At 70.9% G+C, this 20,506-nt stretch carries 12 protein-coding genes and 2 pseudogenes; 8 read left to right on the forward strand and 6 right to left on the reverse strand.

The genetic code is table 11. The features are described 5' to 3' along the window. Nucleotides 1-415: 415 nt before the first annotated feature. Nucleotides 416-865, forward strand: coding sequence for a PTS sugar transporter subunit IIA (locus ADL25_RS00005; RefSeq protein WP_059125456.1), 450 nt, complete (start codon nucleotides 416-418; stop codon nucleotides 863-865). A 96-nt stretch (nucleotides 866-961) separates the two neighbouring features. Further along, a complete protein-coding gene (ptsP, locus tag ADL25_RS00010) occupies nucleotides 962-2,632 on the forward strand; it encodes a phosphoenolpyruvate--protein phosphotransferase (RefSeq protein WP_059125457.1) in 1,671 nt (556 codons plus the stop codon). 132 nt (nucleotides 2,633-2,764) lie between these two features. Here the strand turns inward: ptsP and ADL25_RS00015 are convergent, their stop codons facing one another. Further along, nucleotides 2,765-3,664: a hypothetical protein gene (locus tag ADL25_RS00015; RefSeq protein WP_059125458.1), complete on the reverse strand. Its 900-nt coding sequence runs from the start codon at nucleotides 3,662-3,664 to the stop codon at nucleotides 2,765-2,767. 138 nt (nucleotides 3,665-3,802) lie between these two features. After that, nucleotides 3,803-5,770: an acetoacetate--CoA ligase gene (locus tag ADL25_RS00020; RefSeq protein ID WP_059125459.1), complete on the reverse strand. Its 1,968-nt coding sequence runs from the start codon at nucleotides 5,768-5,770 to the stop codon at nucleotides 3,803-3,805. Between the two features lie 213 nt (nucleotides 5,771-5,983). On the opposite strand from ADL25_RS00020, the gene ADL25_RS00025 reads away from it, so the two are divergent. Further along, nucleotides 5,984-8,350, forward strand: a complete 2,367-nt coding sequence (locus tag ADL25_RS00025) for a TIM-barrel domain-containing protein (protein WP_059125840.1) — start codon at nucleotides 5,984-5,986, stop codon at nucleotides 8,348-8,350. 88 nt (nucleotides 8,351-8,438) lie between these two features. Here ADL25_RS00025 and ADL25_RS00030 read toward each other — a convergent pair whose 3' ends face one another. Both ADL25_RS00030 and ADL25_RS00035 read right to left on the reverse strand, forming a co-directional pair. Then, the gene (locus ADL25_RS00030; RefSeq protein ID WP_059125460.1) at nucleotides 8,439-8,975 is read right to left on the reverse strand and encodes an NUDIX domain-containing protein; all 537 of its coding nucleotides are present in this window, start codon (nucleotides 8,973-8,975) and stop codon (nucleotides 8,439-8,441) included. A 47-nt stretch (nucleotides 8,976-9,022) separates the two neighbouring features. Next, nucleotides 9,023-9,832 (reverse strand): M15 family metallopeptidase, encoded by an 810-nt coding sequence (locus ADL25_RS00035; RefSeq protein ID WP_059125461.1) that lies wholly within the window; start codon nucleotides 9,830-9,832, stop codon nucleotides 9,023-9,025. A 185-nt stretch (nucleotides 9,833-10,017) separates the two neighbouring features. Between ADL25_RS00035 and ADL25_RS00040 the strand changes: the two are divergent. The 5 genes and pseudogenes from ADL25_RS00040 to glpK all read left to right on the forward strand — a co-directional run bounded on the left by ADL25_RS00040 (nucleotide 10,018) and on the right by glpK (nucleotide 16,190). Continuing rightward, nucleotides 10,018-10,444, forward strand: a pseudogene (locus ADL25_RS00040) (Zn-ribbon domain-containing OB-fold protein). Next, the gene (locus ADL25_RS00045) at nucleotides 10,441-11,613 is read left to right on the forward strand and encodes a lipid-transfer protein (protein WP_059125841.1); all 1,173 of its coding nucleotides are present in this window, start codon (nucleotides 10,441-10,443) and stop codon (nucleotides 11,611-11,613) included. The pseudogene ADL25_RS00040 and the gene ADL25_RS00045 overlap by 4 nt, the downstream one beginning before the upstream one ends. 182 nt (nucleotides 11,614-11,795) lie before the next feature. Beyond that, nucleotides 11,796-13,436 carry a GGDEF domain-containing protein gene (locus ADL25_RS00050; RefSeq protein WP_059125462.1) on the forward strand — a complete coding sequence of 547 codons (1,641 nt, stop codon included), beginning with the start codon at nucleotides 11,796-11,798 and terminating at the stop codon, nucleotides 13,434-13,436. Nucleotides 13,437-13,888: 452 nt separating this feature from the next. Then, a pseudogene (locus tag ADL25_RS00055) lies at nucleotides 13,889-14,648 on the forward strand (MIP/aquaporin family protein). A 21-nt stretch (nucleotides 14,649-14,669) separates the two neighbouring features. Continuing rightward, entirely contained in the window at nucleotides 14,670-16,190 is a 1,521-nt protein-coding gene (glpK, locus tag ADL25_RS00060; RefSeq protein WP_059125463.1) for a glycerol kinase GlpK, read from the forward strand. A gap of 85 nt (nucleotides 16,191-16,275) precedes the next feature. On the opposite strand, the gene ADL25_RS00065 is transcribed toward glpK, so the two are convergent. Then, nucleotides 16,276-16,881 carry a GTP-binding protein gene (locus tag ADL25_RS00065; RefSeq protein ID WP_059125464.1) on the reverse strand — a complete coding sequence of 202 codons (606 nt, stop codon included), beginning with the start codon at nucleotides 16,879-16,881 and terminating at the stop codon, nucleotides 16,276-16,278. Then, nucleotides 16,862-20,479, reverse strand: coding sequence for a hydantoinase B/oxoprolinase family protein (locus tag ADL25_RS00070; RefSeq protein WP_059125465.1), 3,618 nt, complete (start codon nucleotides 20,477-20,479; stop codon nucleotides 16,862-16,864). Before ADL25_RS00070 ends, ADL25_RS00065 begins: the two co-directional genes overlap by 20 nt. Between the last annotated feature and the right edge of the window lie 27 nt (nucleotides 20,480-20,506).

Raw genomic sequence — 20,506 nt, forward strand, 5'->3', positions numbered from 1 at the left:
GCGTTGACTTTTGGCACGCTGTTGAGTTCTCAAGGAACGGACGCTTCCTTCGTACTCACCCTTCCGGGCTTTCCTCCGGGCGCTTCCCTTCGGTGTTTCAAACTCTATCAGTGTTTTTCCGTCTCTCTGACCACCGCCCCGCAGACATGCAGAACGGGACCCCGAGATAGGATCCGACAAGTTTGGGTGCTGCCGGGCAACGACGCTTGGCTGCGTCGTCCGCCCCTAGGCAGGCACACGACTCTACACACGGCCCTGGAGCGGGCGCAAATCGTTTGGGCTGCGTTCCTAGGGCGCTCAACCCCTACGTCTCATGCGGAACCGGCACTTCATATGACATACGCTGCTGCCCAGTGCGCCGTCCGGGACAGGTAGCGACGGCCCATTTTGGATCTCCACCCCTGGGAGGCTTCCCATGACCACCGTGACGTCCCCGCTGGCAGGACGTGCCATCGGACTGGCCGCAGTACCCGACCCCGTCTTCTCCGGAGCGATGGTCGGTCCCGGCACGGCGATCGATCCCGTGCGCGAGCCCATGGATGCCGTCTCCCCCGTCGACGGGGTCATCGTCTCCCTTCACCCGCACGCGTTCGTCGTGGTCGACGGAGAGGGTCACGGTGTACTGACCCACCTGGGCATCGACACGGTCCAGCTCAACGGCGAGGGCTTCGAACTGCTCGTCAACAAGGGCGACACCGTCACGCGTGGTCAGTCGGTGGTCCGCTGGAACCCCGCCGCCGTCGAGGAGGCCGGCAAGTCGCCGGTGTGCCCGGTGGTGGCCCTCGAGGCGACAGCCGACTCCCTCTCCGCTCTGCGCGAGGACGGCGATCTGAAGCCGGGCGACCAGCTCTTCACCTGGCAGTGACGCCTGCGCCGTACTGAACGGCGCCGCCGTACCGGACGGCAGTACAGACAACCTTCGCGGTGGCCGTACCCGCCGCATGACTCGGAGACGGGTGAGATGGAGACAACGCTGCGAGGCGTCGGTGTGAGCCACGGCGTGGCGATCGGCGAGGTCCGGCACATGGGGACCGCGGTGCTCGAGCCCCCGGCCAAGCAGATTCCTGCGGAGGACGCGGGGCGCGAACAGGGGCGCGCACGCCAGGCCGTGGACGCCGTGGCAGCCGACCTGATCGCGCGCGGCAACCTGGCCGGTGGCGAGGCCCAGGCGGTGCTGGAGGCCCAGGCCCTGATGGCCCAGGACCCGGAGCTGATGGCGGATGTGGAGCGTCGTATCGCAGTCGGCAGCACGGCCGAGCGCGCCGTCTACGACGCGTTCGCCGCGTACCGCGAGCTGCTGGCGAACGCCGGGGAGTACCTGGCCGGTCGCGTGGCCGACCTCGATGACGTGCGGAACCGTATCGTCGCGCGTCTCCTCGGCGTCCCTATGCCGGGCGTACCCGACAGCGACGAGCCCTACGTCCTGGTGGCCCGTGACCTCGCACCCGCCGACACGGCCCTGCTGGACCCGGCCCTGGTGCTCGGCTTCGTCACCGAAGAGGGCGGCCCGACCAGCCACAGCGCGATCCTGGCGCGGGCGCTCGGTGTTCCCGCCGTCGTGGCGCTGCCGGGTGCGGGTGAGCTTTCCGAGGGCACCGTGATCGCCGTCGACGGCAGCACCGGCGAGATCTTCGTGAACCCGAGCGACGAGAAGAAGGGGCAGCTCGAGGCCTCGGCCGCCGAGCGCAAGGCCGCCCTGGCCGCCTCGACCGGACCGGGTGCCACTGCGGACGGTCACAAGATGCCGCTGCTGGCGAACGTCGGTGGGCCCGCCGATGTGCCGGCCGCTGTCGAGGCGGGGGCCGAAGGTGTCGGTCTGTTCCGCACGGAGTTCCTTTTCCTGGACGACAGCAAGAGCGCCCCGTCCGAGGAGAAGCAGGGCGCGGCCTACCGCCAGGTGCTCGAGGCGTTCCCCGAGGGCCGAGTCGTCGTGCGGGTGCTGGACGCCGGCGCGGACAAGCCGCTCGACTTCCTGACCCCGTCGGACGAGCCGAACCCGGCGCTGGGCGTGCGCGGCCTGCGCACCCTGCTCGACCACCCGGAGGTGCTCCGCACCCAGCTCACCGCGCTCGCGAAGGCCGCGGAGGGGCTGCCCGTCCACCTCGAGGTCATGGCGCCGATGGTCGCCGACCGCTCCGACGCCAAGGCGTTCGCGGACGCGTGCCGCGATGCCGGGCTGCACGCGAAGTTCGGTGCCATGGTGGAGATCCCCTCGGCGGCGCTGCGGGCTCGGTCGATCCTGCAGGAGGTCGAGTTCCTGTCGCTGGGCACGAACGACCTCGCGCAGTACACGTTCGCCGCGGACCGTCAGGTGGGTGCGGTGTCGCGTCTGCAGGATCCGTGGCAGCCCGCGCTGCTCGACCTGGTCGCGCTGTCCGCCGACGCGGCGAAGGCCGAGGGCAAGAGCTGCGGTGTCTGTGGCGAGGCCGCGTCGGACCCGCTCCTCGCCTGTGTGCTGACGGGGCTGGGTGTCACCTCCCTCTCCATGGGTGCGGCCTCGATCCCGTACGTCCGGGCGACGCTGGCCAAGTACACGCTGGCGCAGTGCGAGCGCGCCGCTGCGGCCGCTCGTGCCACGGACACGGCCGACGAGGCGCGCACCGCGGCCCAGGCGGTGCTGTCAGGCGAATGATCCGGGCGGCGGCACTACGACGTCGTACGACGGAGGCGTCCCACCTGCGGGTGGGGCGCCTTCGCTCGTTCACGCCCGTCCGCGCCGATCGGCTCCTTGTGCCGGCGCTCCCCACGTGTTTGTCCCCGGCGGTCAGGCCCGTCCGTGGGTGTGACCGCTCGGCGGTCCGTCCTCCCCGAGGTCGGGCGGAAAGCAGTAGTCGACACCGGACTCGGGTGGGACGAGGTCGCCGGACTCTACGTCGGTGCAGTAGGCGTCGAAGACCTCTCCCGCGGTGAGCGGCTCCAGGCGTCCGCCGCGCAGGCGCCAGCCGTGGACGCGGTCCGCCGTGTCGGGTGCGGACGTGCGCATGACGAGTCCGCCGACGCTGTGGGTGGCCATGCCCAGGGCCAGGACGGAGGTGAATTCGAGGGCTTCCGTCTCGTCTACACGGGACGTGCCGTCGGGGCTTTCGCCGGCGTTGAGCACGGCGATGAGTGTTTCGGCCGGTGCCGAGACGCTGAGGACGAGATGGCGGTGGCCGGGGCTCGCGGTGTCGAGGATGCGGGTGAGGAGCCGGGCGGCCTGGGCGAACGAGGCGCGTCCGATGTCCTCTCCGCAGGAGGCGCAGGTGCCGAGGTCGGCGAGGACGGTGGTCGCGTACTGCCAAGTGGCCTGGCGTACGGCCTCGTCGACCAGGTCCGGGAGCAGTTCGGCCAGCGGCTGCCCCTCGTACGGAACGGTCGGTCCCGTCGCGGCCAGTTCCGCCGTGAAGCGGGTGCGGCTGGCCGCGGCGTCCGGTTCCAGGCCGATGTCGGCGCAGAAATCCGCGTACTCCTCCGGGTCGAAGAGGGCGACCCTGGTGTGGCCGCCTTGGGCGGCGAGCGTCCTGAGCAGGGCTTCCACCTGCTCGAGGTAGGTCGTGTGGTCCTCGAAGGTGAAGGTGCGGTAGCGCCGCATCGCGGTGAAGTCGTGGTCGTCGGTCAACAGGCCGATGGTGCCGGCGATTTCGCGGCGCAGGACACTGCGCATGCTCTGGTCGGTGTGCGGCATTCTTCCCCCTGTGTACGGTCGATCGATGTGTACGGTCGATCGATCCTCACTCACAGTAATCGTGACCACTGACAGCGACGCCCCGCGGTGGCCGTGCGGCCTTCGCGGGGCGTGCTGTCCGTGTACGCGGGGAGAGGGTCAGGCGCGCTTGCGGGCCAGATCCTCGTAGAAGTGCAGAAGATCCAGGTCGTCGATGGAGCCCGGGTTGACGGCCTTCTCCAGGGGGGTGCCCTGGAGGAGGCGCTTGACGGGGACCTCGATACGTTTGCCGGTGAGCGTGTGCGGGATGCCCGGGACCTCGATGATCTCGTCGGGGAGGTGGCGCGGGGAGAGCTGTTCCCGGATGGTCTGCTTGATGCGGTGCACCAGGTCTTCGTCCAGGGCGGCTCCGGGCACCAGGTGGACGAAGAGGGGCATCCAGTAGCCGCCGTCGGGCTGTTCGATGCCGATGACGAGGGACTCCTTGATCTCCGGAAGGCGCTCCACGGCTTCGTAGATGTCGGCCGAGCCCATGCGGACTCCCTGCCGGTTCAGTGTGGAGTCCGAACGGCCGTGGATGACCACCGAGCCGCGGGAGGTGACGGTGATCCAGTCGCCGTGCCGCCACACTCCGGGATACATGTCGAAGTAGCTGTCGTGGTAGCGGCTGCCGTCGGGGTCGTTCCAGAAGCGGATCGGCATGGACGGCATCGGGTTGGTGACGACCAGTTCACCGACCTCGCCGACGACCGGCCTGCCGCTGGGGTCCCAGGACTGCAGGTCGGTGCCGAGGCAGGGTGCCTGGAGTTCGCCGATGTACACGGGAAGGGTCGGGACGGCCCCGGCGAAACAGGAGCACACGTCCGTACCACCGCTGACCGAGGCGATCCACAGGTCGTCGCGCACCTCGTCGTGCAGCCAACTGAATCCGTCCGGCGGCAGGGGCGATCCGGTGGTGGCCACGCACTGGACGCGGCTGAGGTCGTGATCGCGTCCGGGGTGCACCCCGGCCTTGCGGCAGGCCATGACGTACGCGGCGGACGTGCCGAAGAGGGTGGCCCCGGTGCGTTCGGCGATGCGCCATTGGGCGCCGGTGTCGGGATGGCCGGGGCTGCCGTCGTAGAGCACGATCGTGGTACCCGTCAGAAGGCCGGAGACGAGGAAGTTCCACATCATCCAGCCGGTGGACGTGTACCAGAAGAAGCGGTCCTCGGGGCCGAGGTCGCAGTGCAGGCCGATCTGCTTGAGGTGCTCGATCAGGATGCCGCCCTGGGACTGGACGATGGCCTTGGGCAGACCGGTCGTGCCCGAGGAGTACAGCACCCACAGCGGGTGGTCGAACGGGACCTGCTCGAAGAGGGGCTCGGTGTCGGCGGAGGTCAGATCCGACCATTCCAGGGCGCCTTCGGGGGTGTCCGTCCCGAGAAGCGGGATGTGCACGACGGCACGCAGGGTCGGCAGTTCCCGGCGCAGCTCGGCGACGATCTCCCGGCGGTCGTGCTCCTTGGCGCCGTAGCGATAGCCGTCGACCGTGAACAGCAGGACGGGCTCGACCTGTTGAAAGCGGTCCAGGACGCTGCGGGCCCCGAAGTCGGGGGCGCAGGAGGTCCACACGCCGCCGACCGCGGCCGTGGCGAGGAGGGCGACGACGGCCTGCGGGATGTTGGGGACGTAGGCGCTGACGCGGTCGCCGGGGCGTACGCCGAGCGCGCGCAGTTCGGCGGCCAGGGAACCGACCTGCCGGCGCAGTTCGGCCCAGGTGACCGGGCGGGGTTCGTGCGTCTCGTCGACGGCCAGCAGTGCGGGCTCGTCGGGGCGCGCGGCCGAGGCGCGCAGGGCGTGTTCGGCGTAGTTGAGCGTCGCCCCGGGGAACCATTCGGCACCCGGCATGGACCGGTCGCCCAGCACACGTGTGTACGGCGTGGAGAACCGGACGTCGAACCATTCCGTGACGGCTTTCCAGAAGGTGTCCAGCTCGTCCACCGACCAGCGGTGCAGGGCCGCGTAGCCGCCCTCGGCGGGTGCTCCGTGCCGCTCGGCCGCCCAGGCCTGGAACCTGGTGATCTGCGCCCGGGCGATGGCATCGGCGTCGGGCTGCCAGAGCGGGGTGGGGTTCGCTGGGGTCATGGGGCGGCTCCCGGACTGTGCGCGTCGTGTGCGTGGTCCGCGCACGGGCTGGGGTGTGCGCGATACGCGGCTGACACGGACGATGCCATGTGATCGACTTCTGCACCAGGGTGCGCCACACATAGTTGGCATCGTGAAGCTGTGCTCCCGGCACGGGTGAACGACAGTTGAACGGCACCCGTGTACGGGGACGTCAATGGCAGGGTGAGCAGCATGGACGGTCGTGACCTGGTGCGTTCGGTGAAGGCGGTCGGTTCGGGGGGCGCGGCGCAGGGCCTGCGCACGGTGCGGGCCGCGTGGCGCAGGAGGCGCACCGACGCCATCGGGTTGGCGCGGCGGGGGGCCGAGCGTGCGCGGGTGCCCGGGCCGGTGCAGGAGGCGGTGCCGGGGCCGGGCGGCGGTGTCGTGCGGTTCGCCCGTGCCGAACTGCGGATCACGGTCGCGGTGACCGGCGCGGTCTTCTGGGGATGGGACGGGGCCGGCCCGGAGCCGTCGTACGCCCTCGCGGGCCGCTGCCCCCGACCGGATCCCCGGGCCGCGCTGGAACCGGACAAGGACGGCGGCTGGCGGGTCGTGGCGGAGCGCGTCACGGTCGTGGTGTCGCGGCACGGGGCGGTCGAGGTGCGGACACCCGGCGGGGTGATCCTGCGCCGTGATCTGCCGCCGCGCTGGTGGGAGCCGGTGGACGGGGGCACGGCCCGCTGGATGCAGCGGTCCGAAGTGCCGTCGGACGCCCGGTTCTTCGGACTCGGTGGCCGGGCCGCGGGACCCCGGTTGCGTGACGGGACGTACCGGCTGTGGAACACGGATCCCGGGCAGCCGTTCGCGCCCGGCGACGATCCCCTGTACATCACGATGCCGGTGCAGATGGTGGTGGCCGACGCGGCCACCCATCTGGTGTTCCACGACACGTCCTGGGACGGCACGGTGACGTTGCGCGAGGGCCGGGAGGGTGCGGGCTCCGGGCACGACCGGGCGGGCGTCTGCGAGGTGCGGATGGACGGCGGGCCGCTGCGCTGCTGGGTGATCGTGGGCACTCCCGCTCGTGTGCTGCGCGTGTGGGCGTCGCTGACCGGGGCGCCGGCCCTGCCGCCCGCGTGGGCGCTGGGGCATCATCACGCACGGTGGGGCTTCGGCAGCGAGCAGGAGGTGCGGCGGATCGTCGCGGGCTACCAGGAGCGCGGCCTTGCCCTCGACGCCGTGCATCTCGACATCGACCACTACGACGGCCACCGGGTGTTCACGGCGGACCGGGACCGCTTTCCCAAGCTGCCGTCCCTGGCAGAGGAGTTGCGCCGGGACGGCATCCGGCTGGTGTCGATCGTCGACCCCGCGGTCAAGGCCGAGCCGGGCAACGCCGTGTACCACAGCGGTAGCGCCGAGGACGCCTTCGTACGGGACGCGTCGGGCCGGCTCGTCGAAGGCGTCGTATGGCCGGGGGACTGCGTCTATCCCGATTTCACCGACCCACGCGTGCGCCGGTGGTGGGGCGGCCTGTACGAGGAGCGTCTCGGACAGGGTTTCTCGGGGTTCTGGCACGACATGAACGAACCGGTGTCCTTCACCGCCTTCGGGGAGAACACCCTGCCCCGCTCGGCCCGGCACTCGCTCGAGGGGCGCGGCGGTGACCACCGGGAGGGCCACAACGTGTACGCGTTGGGCATGGCCCGCGCCGCGTTCGAGGGGTTGCGCGCCCTCGTCCCCGAGGAGAGGCCGTTCCTCTTCTCGCGCTCGGGGTGGGCCGGCATGCAGCGCTACGGAGGGTCGTGGTCCGGGGACGTGGCCACGGGCTGGCCCGGACTGCGCGCCTCGTTGTCCCTGGTGATGGGCCTCGGGCTGTGCGGGGTCCCGTACTCCGGGCCGGATGTGGGCGGTTTCGACGGGAACCCGTCGCCGGAGCTGTACCTGCGCTGGTTCCAGCTCGCCTCGTACCTGCCGCTGTTCCGGACGCACGCGAGCCTGCGGGCCGGGCGCCGTGAACCCTGGGAGTTCGGCGACGAAGTCCTCGAGCACGCGCGCGTGGCGCTCGCCGAGCGGCGCCGTCTGCTGCCCTACTTCGTCACGCTGGCGCATCTGGCGCGCCGTACGGGCGCGCCCTATGTACGTCCGCTGTGGTGGAGCAATCCGGAGAACCGGGAATTGAGGGACTGCGAGGACGCGTTCCTGCTCGGCGACAGCCTCCTGGTGGCGCCGGTGCTGGAGTCGGGGGTGCGCCGCCGGACCGTGTCGCTGCCGCGGGGACGCTGGTACGACACGTCGACCGAGGTGGCGTATCGGGGGCCGGCGCACGTGGAGGTGGACGCCCCACTGGGGCGCGTTCCGGTGTTCGCGCGCGCGGGCGCCGTGCTGCCCGTGCAGGGCGAGGACGGCGGTCTCGCGCTGGAGGTGTGGGCGCCGGCACGCGGCCGGTCCGGGGGCGGACTGGTGGTGCCGGACGCGGGCGACGGTTGGGCGGAACCCGAGATCGAGCGGTATGTCACGCGGTGGAAGGGCCGCAAACTGGTGATACGGCGGGACGGGGACGGCGACGGCGGGGAACCGGCGCGTCCGGTGCGGCTGCGGGGGCAGGGCCACGCATGATCCCGGTGGGGGCGCGCATGTCTGCCCCGCGCACCTTCACTTCCGCCGGGGCCGGGGCGGGACGCTCAGGTGTCGTCCCGCCCATGGCTCATACGTAGCGGCCTTCGAACCATCCCTGCACCACCAGTGTGTGCAGCGGGAAGGCGAGTTCGGCCGGGCGGCGCAGCAGATGCCAGCCCTCCGTCTCGTCCGTGGAGCCGGCGGGCGGCAGGTCGGCGGCGGGCCGCTCAGGGAGCAGGCCGAACAGCAGGAGATGGCCGTCGGGCGAGCTCATGGCGTCGACGAGCCGCACGTCGCGGGCCGCCGCGTCGATGCCGGTCTCCTCCTTGAGTTCCCGGACGAGGGCATGTCGCCAGTCCTCTCGGTGTTCGATGAACCCTCCGGGGAGAGCGGTGCCCCCACGAGCGGGCGGGATGGTTCGGGTGATGACGACGAGGGCGGTGCCCTTGGTGTCGTACACGGGCTGGAGGGCCACGGCTACCGGAAGCGGATTGCGGTAGGCCACCGTGCCGCAGGTGGCGCAGGTGCGGGGCCAGTCGGAGACACCCTGGCCGAAGGGCGCTCCACAGCTCGAACAGTGCGAGCCCGGCACGGAGTCGGCGGATGCGAACGAGGATTCGGACACGGGGCGGACTGTATCCGATCACCGGGAGGACGTGCTCCGGGGGCGGCTCAGTGGGACTTCGTGAGCGACTTCAGGGACACCGGGAAGTCGAAGTACGTGTCCGGATAGGGCTCCGGCTTGTAGGTGTAATGCCACCACTCCTCTGCCAGGTTGACGAATCCGAGGGCCTCGAGGGTGCCCTTCAGCAACTGCCGGTTGGCACGCTGTTCGCCGGCGATCCGGGGGTCGTCGGTGTGGGCGAGGGTGTCGAAGCAGTCGAAGCCCGTCCCCATGTCGACGGAGTTGTCGGGGAAGCGCTCGGCCTTGGGTGCATGGCACGACACCAGCGGCTCGCCGGGGAGATAGGGCCGGGTCGGCCACGCCGGAAGGCGCACGATGGTCAGGTCCATGGTGGAGCCGCGGCTGTGTCCGGACTTCTCGGCGATGTAACCGTCCGTGAACAGGCGGGTCTTGTCCACCTGCGGATAGAACTCGGCCTTCATCTTCTGGTCGTCGAGGTCCTTCGCCCAGCGGACGAAGTGGTCGACGGCACGCTGCGGCCGGTAGCAGTCGTAGACCTTGAGCGTGTACCCCTTGCGCAGCAGCTTCGTCTGGGCCTTGTGCAGTGCTTCGGCGGCGGGGCGGGTCAGGATGCACAGCGGCTGCCGGTAGCCGTCGACGGGTTCGCCGACGAAGTTGTGCGCAGTGAAGTAGCGGATCTCCTGGAGGATAGTCGGGTCCACCGTCCGCAGTGCCACGAAGTTCCCGGGCGCCTTGGGCTCCGGGGTTGCCCGGGCGGTGGCGGACGCGGACGTGACGGCCAGGACTGCGGCGATTGCGGTGACGAGAGCGCGTACCGCGACGGGGAATCGTGTCATGTCCCTTCCAATACCAGCCCGGGGCGGCGAGGGGGAAGCCTCCGGCACCCGCACGGGCCGGGCCGTCCTCCACGGCATCTGTCGGCCCACGCGAGCCCGTGGCAGACTTCTGACGATCCGTCAGACTTACTTCGGTCGTCGTGGATTCCTTCCCGGGAGGCCCCATGCCGCATGCACCCACCCCCGTGGTCGCCGGATGGTTCACCGGCGAGGGGGAGCACTTCCGCCTCGTCGGCACACGCTGTTCGGCCTGCGGCTCGGTGTTCTTCCCACGCGAGGACGCCTTCTGCCGCAATCCCGAGTGCGAGGGGGGGCGAGCTCACCGCGACACCCCTGTCCGGACGAGGGCGCGTCTGGTCGTACACCGACACGAGATACCGACCTCCGTCACCCTATGTGACGAATCCGGAACTTCCCTGGGAGCCCTACGCGTTGGTCGCGGTGGAGTTGGAGGCGGAGCGGATCGTCGTGCTCGGGCAGGCCGCTGCGGGGGTGACCGTCGGCGATCTGAGGGTCGGCATGGAGGTCGAGGTCGTGCCCGGTGTGCTGTACAAGGACGCGGAGACGACCTGGACGACGTGGAACTGGCGGCCGACGGGGGTGACGGCGTGACGGGCGATGTGGCGGTGCTCGGCGTGGGCATGCACCCCTGGGGCAAATGGGGGCGCGGCTTCGCCGCCTACGGAACGGCCGCAGCGCGGGCGGCACTCTCCGACGCGGGGATCGCCTGGCGCGACGTCCGTTCGATCGTGGGCGCGGGTACGGTTCGGGGCGGATATCCCGGATACGTTGCGGGAGCCACGTTCGCCAAGGCGCTCGGCTGGCAGGGCGCGCGGGTCACCAGCGTGTACGCGGCATGCGCGTCGGGGGCCCAGGCCGTCTGCGCGGCGAGGGCGCAGATCCTGTCCGGACTGGCGGACGCCGTGCTGGTGGTCGGGGCGGACTCGGCACCCAGGGGCTTCTTCCGGCCCGCGGGCGGTGACCGGCCGGACGATCCTGACTGGCTGCGGTTCCGGGTCCTCGGTGCGACGAATCCGGCGTACTTCGGGTTGTACGCGCGCCGGCGGATGGCCGTCCACGGCGACACCGTCGACGACTTCGCCCAGGTCAAGGTGAAGAACTCGGCGCTGGGGGCACTGAACCCGAACGCCCGCTACCGCAAGCGCGTCACCGCGGAAGAGGTCTCCGGCTCCCCGGTGGTCGCCGACCCCCTGCGGCTGCTGGACATCTGCGCGACGTCGGACGGCGGAGCCGCGCTCGTGCTGTCGAGCATGGAGTTCGCGCGCCGGCACGATGTGTCGGAACCGGTGCGCATACGGGCGGTGTCCACGGTGACGCCGCGCTACCCCGACACGGTGCTCGACCTGCCCGGTATCGCCACCGACTCGGCGGTGGCCGTGGCGCCCGCGGGCGAGACGTTCCGCGAGTCGATCGCACACCACGCCTACGAGGAGGCGGGGATCGGTCCCGGGGACCTGTCCCTCGCCGAGGTCTACGACCTGTCGACCGCCCTGGAGTTGCAGTGGTACGAGGATCTGGCCCTGTGCGGCGAGGGCGAGGCGGTGAAGCTGCTGCGGGAGGGGGCCACGGCGCTCGGCGGGCGCGTCCCCGTCAATGCCAGCGGTGGTCTCGCCTCCTTCGGCGAGGCCGTTCCCGCACAGGCGATCGCTCAACTGTGCGAGGTCACCTGGCAGTTGCGTGGTGAGGCGGGCGCGCGCGTCGGGATCACCGCGAACCAGGGGCTGTTCGGGCACGGATCCGCGGTCGTTCTGGTGCGGTGAACGGACATGTGCAGATCCCTCGCACAAGCGGTCGAGCCGTGCCCGGGGAGGCGGGGACCGTACGACTGATGTTCGCCCGGGCCGACACAGGTCGTTCACACGCTCCGTGATCACCTGGGAATCCTGTGTGAACAGGTCATGAATTGGGCCTGGGAGTGCCCGGCAGGCGTCATCATGCTCCCGTGCCCTCCTGGACGGATGCTCTCCGGTTCGCCTTCCAGCCGGTGGTCAATCTGACGACCGGAGGAGTCGCGGCGCTCGAGATCCTCGCACGCCCGGAGTCCGGCGACGTCCTCGCACAGGCCCGACGCGACCCCGAACTCGACGGCAACCTCGCCGCTTTGGCGATCGGCGCGGCCGCGCGGCGGGAGACCCTCCTCCCGCTGCACGTCAACGTGTTCGCAGCGACCCTCGCCGACCTCGGAGACCTCGTCGCGCTGCGGGACGCGGTGCACAAGGCGGGCCGGATGCCCTGGGAGGTGACGGTCGACATCGTGCCGCCGTACACGCATGTGCCGCACCGGGCGCTGCTGGAGGCCGTCGCGGTGCTGCGCGCAGAGGGCTTCGGGGTCAGCGCCGACGGCGTCGGTGACGGCGACATACCCCTGCGCCTGCTGTCCGACATGGAACCGGACCTGGTGAAGCTCGATGTGTCCCTGCTGACACGGTCCGCCGCGGTACGGGCCATGCGGACGCTGTGCGAGCAAATCGGGGCCCTGCTGTCGGTCGAGGGCGTGGAGACCGAGCTGCAGTGTGCGGCGGTACGGGCGGCGGGGGCGCATCTGGCGCAGGGCGACCTCTTCGCGCCGCCGTCCCGGCTGCCCGCCGCGGACGTATACGTTCCGACTCTTCCTGCCACCGCGACCGCGGCGCTCCGTACCGGGCCGTCGGTGCGGCAGTTCGTACGGCCCGCTGCGCTGCTGCCCGCCACTGCGTCGGCCGGACAGGTACGGGCCCTGCTCAACGGATCTCCGGACGTGTCCGGGGTGGTCCTCGTGGACCGGTCCGGAATCCCCGTCCGCTCGGTCCACCGTTCGCGCTTCCTGCTGTCGATGTCGGGGCGCTACGGCCACGCGCTGTACGCCGACCGGCCGGCCGCGAAGCTCGGCGATCCGCCGCGCACGGTCGGTATCGACGCCACGGCATGGGAGGTGCTCGACGTGGTGGCGGACGGCGGGCGCGACCGCACCTCGGACGACGTGACGGTGGTCGACCGGGCCGGGCGGTGCGTGGGCGTCGTGCGGCTCGCCGATCTTGTACGGACCCTCTCCGAGAGCCGGGTCGAGGAAGCGGCCGGACTCAATCCGCTGACACGGCTGCCCGGTTCGGACGCGATCACAGGAGAGGTGGACCGGCGGATCGCGGACGGCCGGATGTTCGCGCTGAGTTGGCTGGACGTCGACCACTTCAAGCAGGTCAACGACGGAGCGGGCTTCGCCGCGGGCGACGAGCTGATCCGCGCGGTGGGCCGGGCCCTGCAGGGGGCCGCCTCCGGAAGCACCCGCGTGGGGCACATCGGAGGGGACGACTTCCTGGTCCTGGCCGACCCGGACGGACTCGATCCGCTCGCCGTGTCGATGCTGGACACGCCCTGGTCGGCCGGTGGCCGCGTCGTCACCCTGTCGCTGGCCACGGTCCTGTGTGCGCCGGGCAGCGTGGCCGACCACCGTCAGGCGGCCGCGTGCCTGGCCCCGCTGAAGCAGGCCGCCAAGGCCCTCAGCGGAGCGAGCTGGGTCCTCGGCCGCGCCGGGCTCCCCGGTCACGAGGTACGCCGCGGCTCGGCGGCCGCCCCGGCCCAGGCGGGCGGTCCTGCGTGGGCCTGAGGCCCACCACGGCGTCCCGGTGAAGCGCGCCTCGCCGTCGCGGGCTCCGGCGGGCCCACCCGCCGGCGAGACACCGGCCGCCGCGGCCACCGTGTCGCCGGCGGTACCACCGAGGCCACGGCCGAGGCGCCGGTCGCCGCCGCTCCGGCCGCGGCCTGCCTCAACCGTTGCCGTCCCCGACCTTGACGCTCTCCGGGCGCCGGTGAAAACTTCCGGATGTCAGTCGACATCGTCGTATCAGGGCGTATTCGGCCAGCGCGCCCCTTGGACCCACGCCAGTACGAAGGGTCATCTCCCGACGGACGGTTCCACTGCACAGGCACGCTCGTCGCGGACGCCGGGCGGGGCGCGGCACCTTCCCTGCCCTCGGGTGAAGTCGCCGCGGGAAACGCACTCTGCACGGAGGACGGCCCCGGGGCGCAACCGCCCCGGGCGAGGGCCCAGGAGCCGCCATGACGCACGGAAGCATCTTCGTCGGCGAGTTGATCGGAACGGCCATCCTCATCCTGTTCGGCGCCGGTGTCTGCGCCGCCGTCACGCTCAACCACTCCAAGGCCAGGGGCGCGGGCTGGATCGTCATCGCCTTCGGCTGGGGTTTCGGCGTCCTCGCGGGCGCCTACACGGCCGCGCCGAAATCCGGCGCACACCTCAACCCGGCGGTGACCCTGGGCCTCGCCCTGGCCGACATCACCGAGTGGGGGGGACGTGCCGTACTACCTGCTGGGCCAGATGGCGGGGGCGATCCTCGGCGCGGTGCTGACCTGGCTGGTCTACTTCGCGCAGTTCCGGGCCAATGCCGACGACGACAGGGCGTTGCCCACGCTGGGGATCTTCTCCACGGCCCCGGAGATCCGCAATCCGGTCGCCAACCTGATCACCGAGATCATCGCCACCGTCGGACTCGTGCTGCCCATCCTGTTCTTCGGCAAGAACCCCGGCACCGGCATCGGCCGGATCCCCGGCACGACGGCGTACGGCTCGGGCATCGGGATCCTGATCGTCGCCCTGCTCGTCGTCGGCATCGGCCTCTCCCTCGGCGGGCCCTCCGGGTACGCGATCAACCCGGCCCGCGACCTCCTTCCGCGCATCACCCACGCCCTGCTGCCGATTCCCAACAAGGGGACCTCGGACTGGGGTTACGCCTGGACACCGGTGGTGGGACCGCTGATCGGCGGGGCGCTCTCGGCCCTCGTGTACAAAGCAGCCTTCTGACCCTTTGACGAAGGGGACGTCATGACGGACAACGCCCAGAAGTACGTCGCCGCGATCGACCAGGGCACCACGTCCAGCCGCTGCATCATCTTCGACCACGGCGGGGCGATCGTCGCGGTCGACCAGCGCGAACACCGGCAGATCTTCCCCAAGCCCGGCTGGGTGGAGCACGACGCCACGGAGATCTGGTCCAAGGTTCAGGCGGTGGTGATCGGGGCGCTCGCCAAAGCGGGCCTGCGTGCCGACCGGCTCAGCGCGCTGGGCATCACCAACCAGCGCGAGACGACCGTCCTGTGGGACCGGGCCACGGGCAAGCCCGTGCACAACGCGATCGTCTGGCAGGACACCCGGACTGCGGCCCTGTGCAACGAACTCGGCGGCTCCGATGGGCAGGATCGTTTCCGCGAGCAGACCGGACTCCCGCTGGCGAGCTACTTCTCCGGGCCCAAGGCGGCCTGGCTGCTCGACAACGTGCCCGGCCTCAGGACCCGCGCCGAGCACGGCGAGATCGCCTTCGGCACCATCGACTCCTGGCTGATCTGGAACCTCACGGGTGGCACCGAGGGGGGCCGGCACATCACCGACGTCACCAACGCCGGACGCACCCTGCTGATGGACCTGGAGACACTCCAGTGGGACGCCTCCATCCTGGCCGCCATGAACATCCCCGAGGCGGTGCTCCCCGAGATCAGGTCGTCCGCCGAGGTGTACGGGACCGCCGTGGGCCCGCTCGCGGGGGTGCCCGTGGCCTCGGCGCTGGGCGATCAGCAGGCGGCCGTCTTCGGGCAGGCCTGCTACGAGGTGGGCACGGCGAAGAACACCTACGGCACGGGCAGTTTCCTGCTGCTCAACACCGGCAACCGCCCGGTACCGTCCAAGAACGGCCTGCTGACGACGATGGGCTACAAGATCGGCGGTGAGGCTCCGGTCTACTGCCTGGAGGGCTCGATCGCGATCACCGGCGCGCTCGTGCAGTGGTTCCGCGACCAGCTCGGCATCATCCGCAGTGCCGACGAGATCGAGACCCTGGCGGCGAGCGTCGACGACAACGGCGGCGCGTACATCGTGCCCGCGTTCTCCGGCCTGTTCGCCCCGTACTGGCGCTCCGACGCGCGCGGCGTCGTCACCGGTCTGACGCGCTACGTCACGAAGGCGCACCTCGCACGTGCGGTGCTGGAGGCGACGAGCTGGCAGACGCGGGAGGTCGTGGACGCCATGTACCAGGACTCGGGGGTGCAGATCACCGCCCTGAAGGTCGACGGCGGCATGACGAAGAACCAACTGCTGATGCAGCATCAGGCGGACGTGCTCGGCGTGCCGGTGATCCGCCCGCAGGTCTCCGAGACGACCTGCCTGGGCGCCGCCTATGCGGCCGGCCTCGCCACCGGGGTCTGGAACGACCTCGACGAACTCACCTCGCACTGGCGGAAGGACGCCGAATGGACTCCTGCCATGGAGGCCTCGGCACGTGACCACGAGTACCACAACTGGCGCAGGGCCGTGGAGAAGAGCTTCGGCTGGCTCCAGGACGGGGCGGACTGACGTTCCTTCCCGCGCGCGCCTCGGGTGCGCGGCTGCGGCTCGTACCCCGGTCGGCGAGGGTACGGGCCGCACGCGCGCCCGGGGATCAGGTCGTGACGCGCGGGCGGCGGTCGGCCGTGTGCGCCATCGCGTGCCGGACGACCTCGATCAGGACCTCCTTGACGGACTCCCGCTCACGGGCGTCGCAGAGGACGAGCGGGACGGCCTCGTCCAGGTCGAGAGCCTGCCGTACGTCGTCGGCGGGATAACGGGCCGCGCCGTCGAAGCAGTTGACCCCGACCACGAACGGGATGGAGCGGCGCTCGAAGTAGTCGACGGCGGCGAAGCTGTCCTCCAGCCGGCGGGTGTCGGCGAGCACGACGGCGCCCAGGGCTCCGGTGGCAAGCTCGTCCCACAGGAACCAGAAACGGTTCTGGCCGGGGGTTCCGAACAGATAGAGCACCAGGTCCTGGCGGAGGGTGATGCGACCGAAATCCATCGCGACGGTGGTGGTGTTCTTGCCCTCGACGCCGTGGGTGTCGTCGACCGGGCGGCCCGCCTCGGTGAGCACCTCCTCCGTGCGCAGCGGTCTGATCTCGCTGACCGCGCCGACCAGGGTCGTCTTGCCCACGCCGAAACCGCCGGCCACGAGGATCTTGAGCGTGACGGGCTCGACCGGAGGCTTGCCGCGCTCACTGCGCCCGAGGACCATCGTTGTCTTCTCCTGCTCGCTGGGGGTCGCACGGCGGCGGTCCGTAGCCTCCGCCGCCCGGGGTCTCGACGACCAGTACGTCGCCGGGGCCCACGTCTGCCGAATCGCTGCCCTCGAGGCGCAGCACGGTCCCGTCCGCGCGCTCCACACGGTTGGCGCCGAGCGCTCCCGGCGTCCCGCCCGCCATGCCGTAGGGCGGGACCCTGCGGTGCTGGGAGAGCGTGGAGACGGTCATGGGCTCCTGGAAGCGGATCCGGCGTACGGCACCGTCCCCGCCGCACCAGCGGCCCCGACCTCCGCTGCCGTACCGTACCGCGAACTCGTCCAGCAGGACCGGAAGTCGCCACTCGAGGACCTCGGGATCGGTCAGCCGGGAGTTGGTCATATGGGTCTGGACGACGCTCGCGCCGGGGAAGCCGTCGCCCGCTCCCGAGCCGGAGGCCACGGTCTCGTAGTACTGGTGCCGCTCGTTGCCGAAGGTGACGTTGTTCATGGTGCCCGAGCCCTCCGCCTGTACGCCGAGCGCGGCGTACAGGGCGCCGGTGACGGCCTGTGAGGTCTCGACGTTGCCCGCGACGACGGCGGCAGGGTGCTCGGGCGCGAGCATGGACCCGGCCGGCACGACGATGTCCAGGGGGCGCAGGCAGCCGTCGTTGAGCGGGATGTCGTCGGCGACGAGGGTGCGGAAGACGTACAGGACAGCGGCGTCGACGACCGAGAAGGGCGCGTTGAAGTTGGTGGCGAGCTGGGGTGAGGTGCCGGTGAAGTCGACGGTCGCGGAGCGCTTGTCGCGGTCGACGCGCACACGGACGTGGATGACGGCCCCGGAGTCGGTCTCGTATGCGTACTCGCCCTCGTCCAGGGCGTCGATGACGCGGCGCACGGCTTCCTCGGCGTTGTCCTGGACGTGTTTCATGTACGCCTGGACCACGTCCGCCCCGAAGTTCTCGATCATGCGGCCGACCTCGTCGACACCCTTGCGGTTGGCGGCGATCTGGGCGCGCAGGTCGGCGAGGTTGGTCTGCGGATTGCGCGACGGGTGCGAAGCCTCGGTGAGCAGACGAAAGGTCTCCTCCTCGCGGAATCGGCCCTCCTCGGCGAGCAGCCAGTTGTCGAAGAGGACGCCCTCCTCCTCGATGGTGTGGCTGTGCGCGGGCATCGAGCCCGGTGCGATACCCCCGATCTCGGCGTGGTGCCCCCGGGACGCGACGTGGAAGAGGATCCGCTCACCCTCCGTGTCGAAGACGGGGGTGATGACGGTGACGTCGGGCAGATGCGTGCCGCCGTGGTACGGGTCGTTGACCGCGTAGGTGTCCCCGGGGCGCATACGGCCGGCGCGCCGTCGGACGACCTCCTTCACGCTGGTCCCCATCGAGCCCAGATGCACCGGGATATGCGGGGCGTTGGCGACCAGGTTGCCCTCGGGGTCGAAGAGCGCGCAGGAGAAGTCCAGGCGTTCCTTGATGTTGACGGACTGGGCCGTCGACTCCAGCCGGGCGCCCATCTGTTCGGCGATGGACATGAACAGGTTGTTGAAGACCTCGAGAAGAACGGGATCCGCCCGTGTGCCGAGATCGGAACTCTCCGTGATCGCCACACGTTCCATGACCAGATGCCCGTCGTCGGTCGCCGCGGCCCGCCAGCCTTCGTCGACGACGGTCGTCGCACTGGGCTCGGTGATGATCGCGGGGCCCGTGACGGTCTCGCCGGGTGGCAGGTGCTCCCGGCGGTGCAGAGGCACGTCGCGCCGGACACCGCCCGTATGGAGACGTACGGTCTCGGGCGCGGCGGTACCGCCTTCGTACGGGGCGAGGGCGGAGAGATCGGGGGGATCGGTGATGCCGGTGGCCTCCACGGAGAGGGCTTCGACGACGACCGGCCGGTCGAGCGTGAAGGAGTACGTGGCGCGATGGCGTTCTTCGAAGGCGTGCCGCATCGTGCCGGGGTCGGTCAGCTCGACCGTGAGCGTGGTGTCCGTCCCGTCGTAGCGCAGCTGGGCCCGGCGGACGACCCGGATGCGCTCCTCGGGGACGTCCTCGGCCAGGAGTTCGGCGCGGACGGCGCTCTCCAGGTCGCCGGCGGTCTTGAGGATCCCCGGCATCGAGGGGGCCTCCAGGGGCGCCTCGACGGACTGTTCGCGCATGGCCGTGGTGTCGGCGAGGCCGATGCCGAGAGCGGAGAGCACTCCGGCCAGGGGCGGGACGAGCACGGTGCGGACGCCCAGGGAGTCCGCCACCCGGCACGCGTGCTGGCCGCCCGCTCCACCGAAGGTGGTGAGCGCGTAGCGGGTGATGTCGTGGCCCTTCTGGACGGAGATCCGCTTCACCGCGTTGGCGATGTTGGCGACGGCGATCTGCAGGTACCCCTCGGCGACCTGTTCGGGCGTGCGGTCGTCGCCCGTCCGCTCGCGGATCTCCCGCGCCAGTGCGGCGAAGCGTTGGCGGACGATCCCCTCGTCCAGGGGTTGATCGCCGTCCGGGCCGAACACCCGGGGGAAGTGCGCGGCTTGGATACGGCCGAGCATGACGTTGGCGTCGGTCACCGTGAGCGGACCGCCGCCGCGGTAGCAGGCCGGCCCCGGGTCCGCGCCCGCCGAGTCCGGCCCTACGCGGTAGCGGGAGCCGTCGAAGTGCAGGATCGAGCCGCCGCCGGCGGCCACGGTGTGGATGTCCAGCATCGGCGCGCGCAGCCGTACGCCCGCGATCTGCGTGGTGAAGACGCGTTCGTACTCGCCTGCGAAGTGCGAGACGTCCGTTGAGGTGCCGCCCATGTCGAAGCCGATGACCCGGTCGAAGCCGGCGAGCTGCGACATACGCGCCATGCCCACGATCCCACCCGCGGGACCGGAGAGGATCGCGTCCTTCCCGCGGAACTGCCCCGCCTCCGCGAGCCCGCCGTTGGACTGCATGAACATCAGCCGCACGCCCTCGAGTTCATCGGCGACGTGTTGGACATAGCGGCGCAGGACGGGCGAGAGGTAGGCATCGACGACAGCGGTGTCACCGCGCGGGACCAGCTTCATCAGGGGGCTGACCTCGCTGGAGAGCGAGATCTGCGGGAAGCCGATACGGTCGGCCAGCTCCCCGACGGCCTGCTCGTGGGCGGGGTGCAGATGACTGTGCATGCAGACCACGGCCAGGGCGCGGATCCCGTCGTCGTAGGCCTCCTGGAGCGGTCCCGAGAGGGCCTCGAGGTCCGGGGCGCGCAGGACGGTGCCGTCGGCCGCGATCCGCTCGTCGACCTCGACGACCCGGTCGTACAGCGGCTCGGGCAGTTCGATGGCGCGCGCGAAGATGTGCGGACGGTTCTGGTAGCCGATCCGCAGGGCGTCCCCGAAGCCCCGGGTGATGACGAGGAGGGTGCGTTCGCCCGTGCGCTCCAGAAGCGCGTTGGTGGCCACGGTGGTGCCCATGCGCACGGCGTCGACGGGCCCGTCGTCCTGGAGGAGTTCGCGTACGCCCGCCACGGCCGCGTCGGCGTACCGGTGGGGATTGTCCGACAGGAGCTTGTGGGTGAGCAGACGGCCGTCGGGGCGCCGCGCGACGATGTCGGTGAAGGTACCGCCGCGGTCGACCCAGAACTGCCAGCCCGTGGTCACGTCCGTCTCTCCGATCCCACTGCCCGG

Origin of the sequence: Streptomyces sp. NRRL F-5122, assembly GCF_001507435.1 — a bacterium.
Taxonomy (GTDB): Bacteria; Actinomycetota; Actinomycetes; order Streptomycetales; family Streptomycetaceae; genus Streptomyces; species Streptomyces lannensis.

Coding starts and splice junctions, on each gene's coding strand:
- ADL25_RS00005 (WP_059125456.1), top strand. CDS start 416: ATGACCACCGTGACGTCCCCGCTGGCAGGACGTGCCATCGGACTGGCC.
- ptsP (WP_059125457.1), top strand. CDS start 962: ATGGAGACAACGCTGCGAGGCGTCGGTGTGAGCCACGGCGTGGCGATC.
- ADL25_RS00015 (WP_059125458.1), bottom strand. CDS start 3,664: ATGCCGCACACCGACCAGAGCATGCGCAGTGTCCTGCGCCGCGAAATC.
- ADL25_RS00020 (WP_059125459.1), bottom strand. CDS start 5,770: ATGACCCCAGCGAACCCCACCCCGCTCTGGCAGCCCGACGCCGATGCC.
- ADL25_RS00025 (WP_059125840.1), top strand. CDS start 5,984: ATGGACGGTCGTGACCTGGTGCGTTCGGTGAAGGCGGTCGGTTCGGGG.
- ADL25_RS00035 (WP_059125461.1), bottom strand. CDS start 9,832: ATGACACGATTCCCCGTCGCGGTACGCGCTCTCGTCACCGCAATCGCC.
- glpK (WP_059125463.1), top strand. CDS start 14,670: ATGACGGACAACGCCCAGAAGTACGTCGCCGCGATCGACCAGGGCACC.
- ADL25_RS00065 (WP_059125464.1), bottom strand. CDS start 16,881: ATGGTCCTCGGGCGCAGTGAGCGCGGCAAGCCTCCGGTCGAGCCCGTC.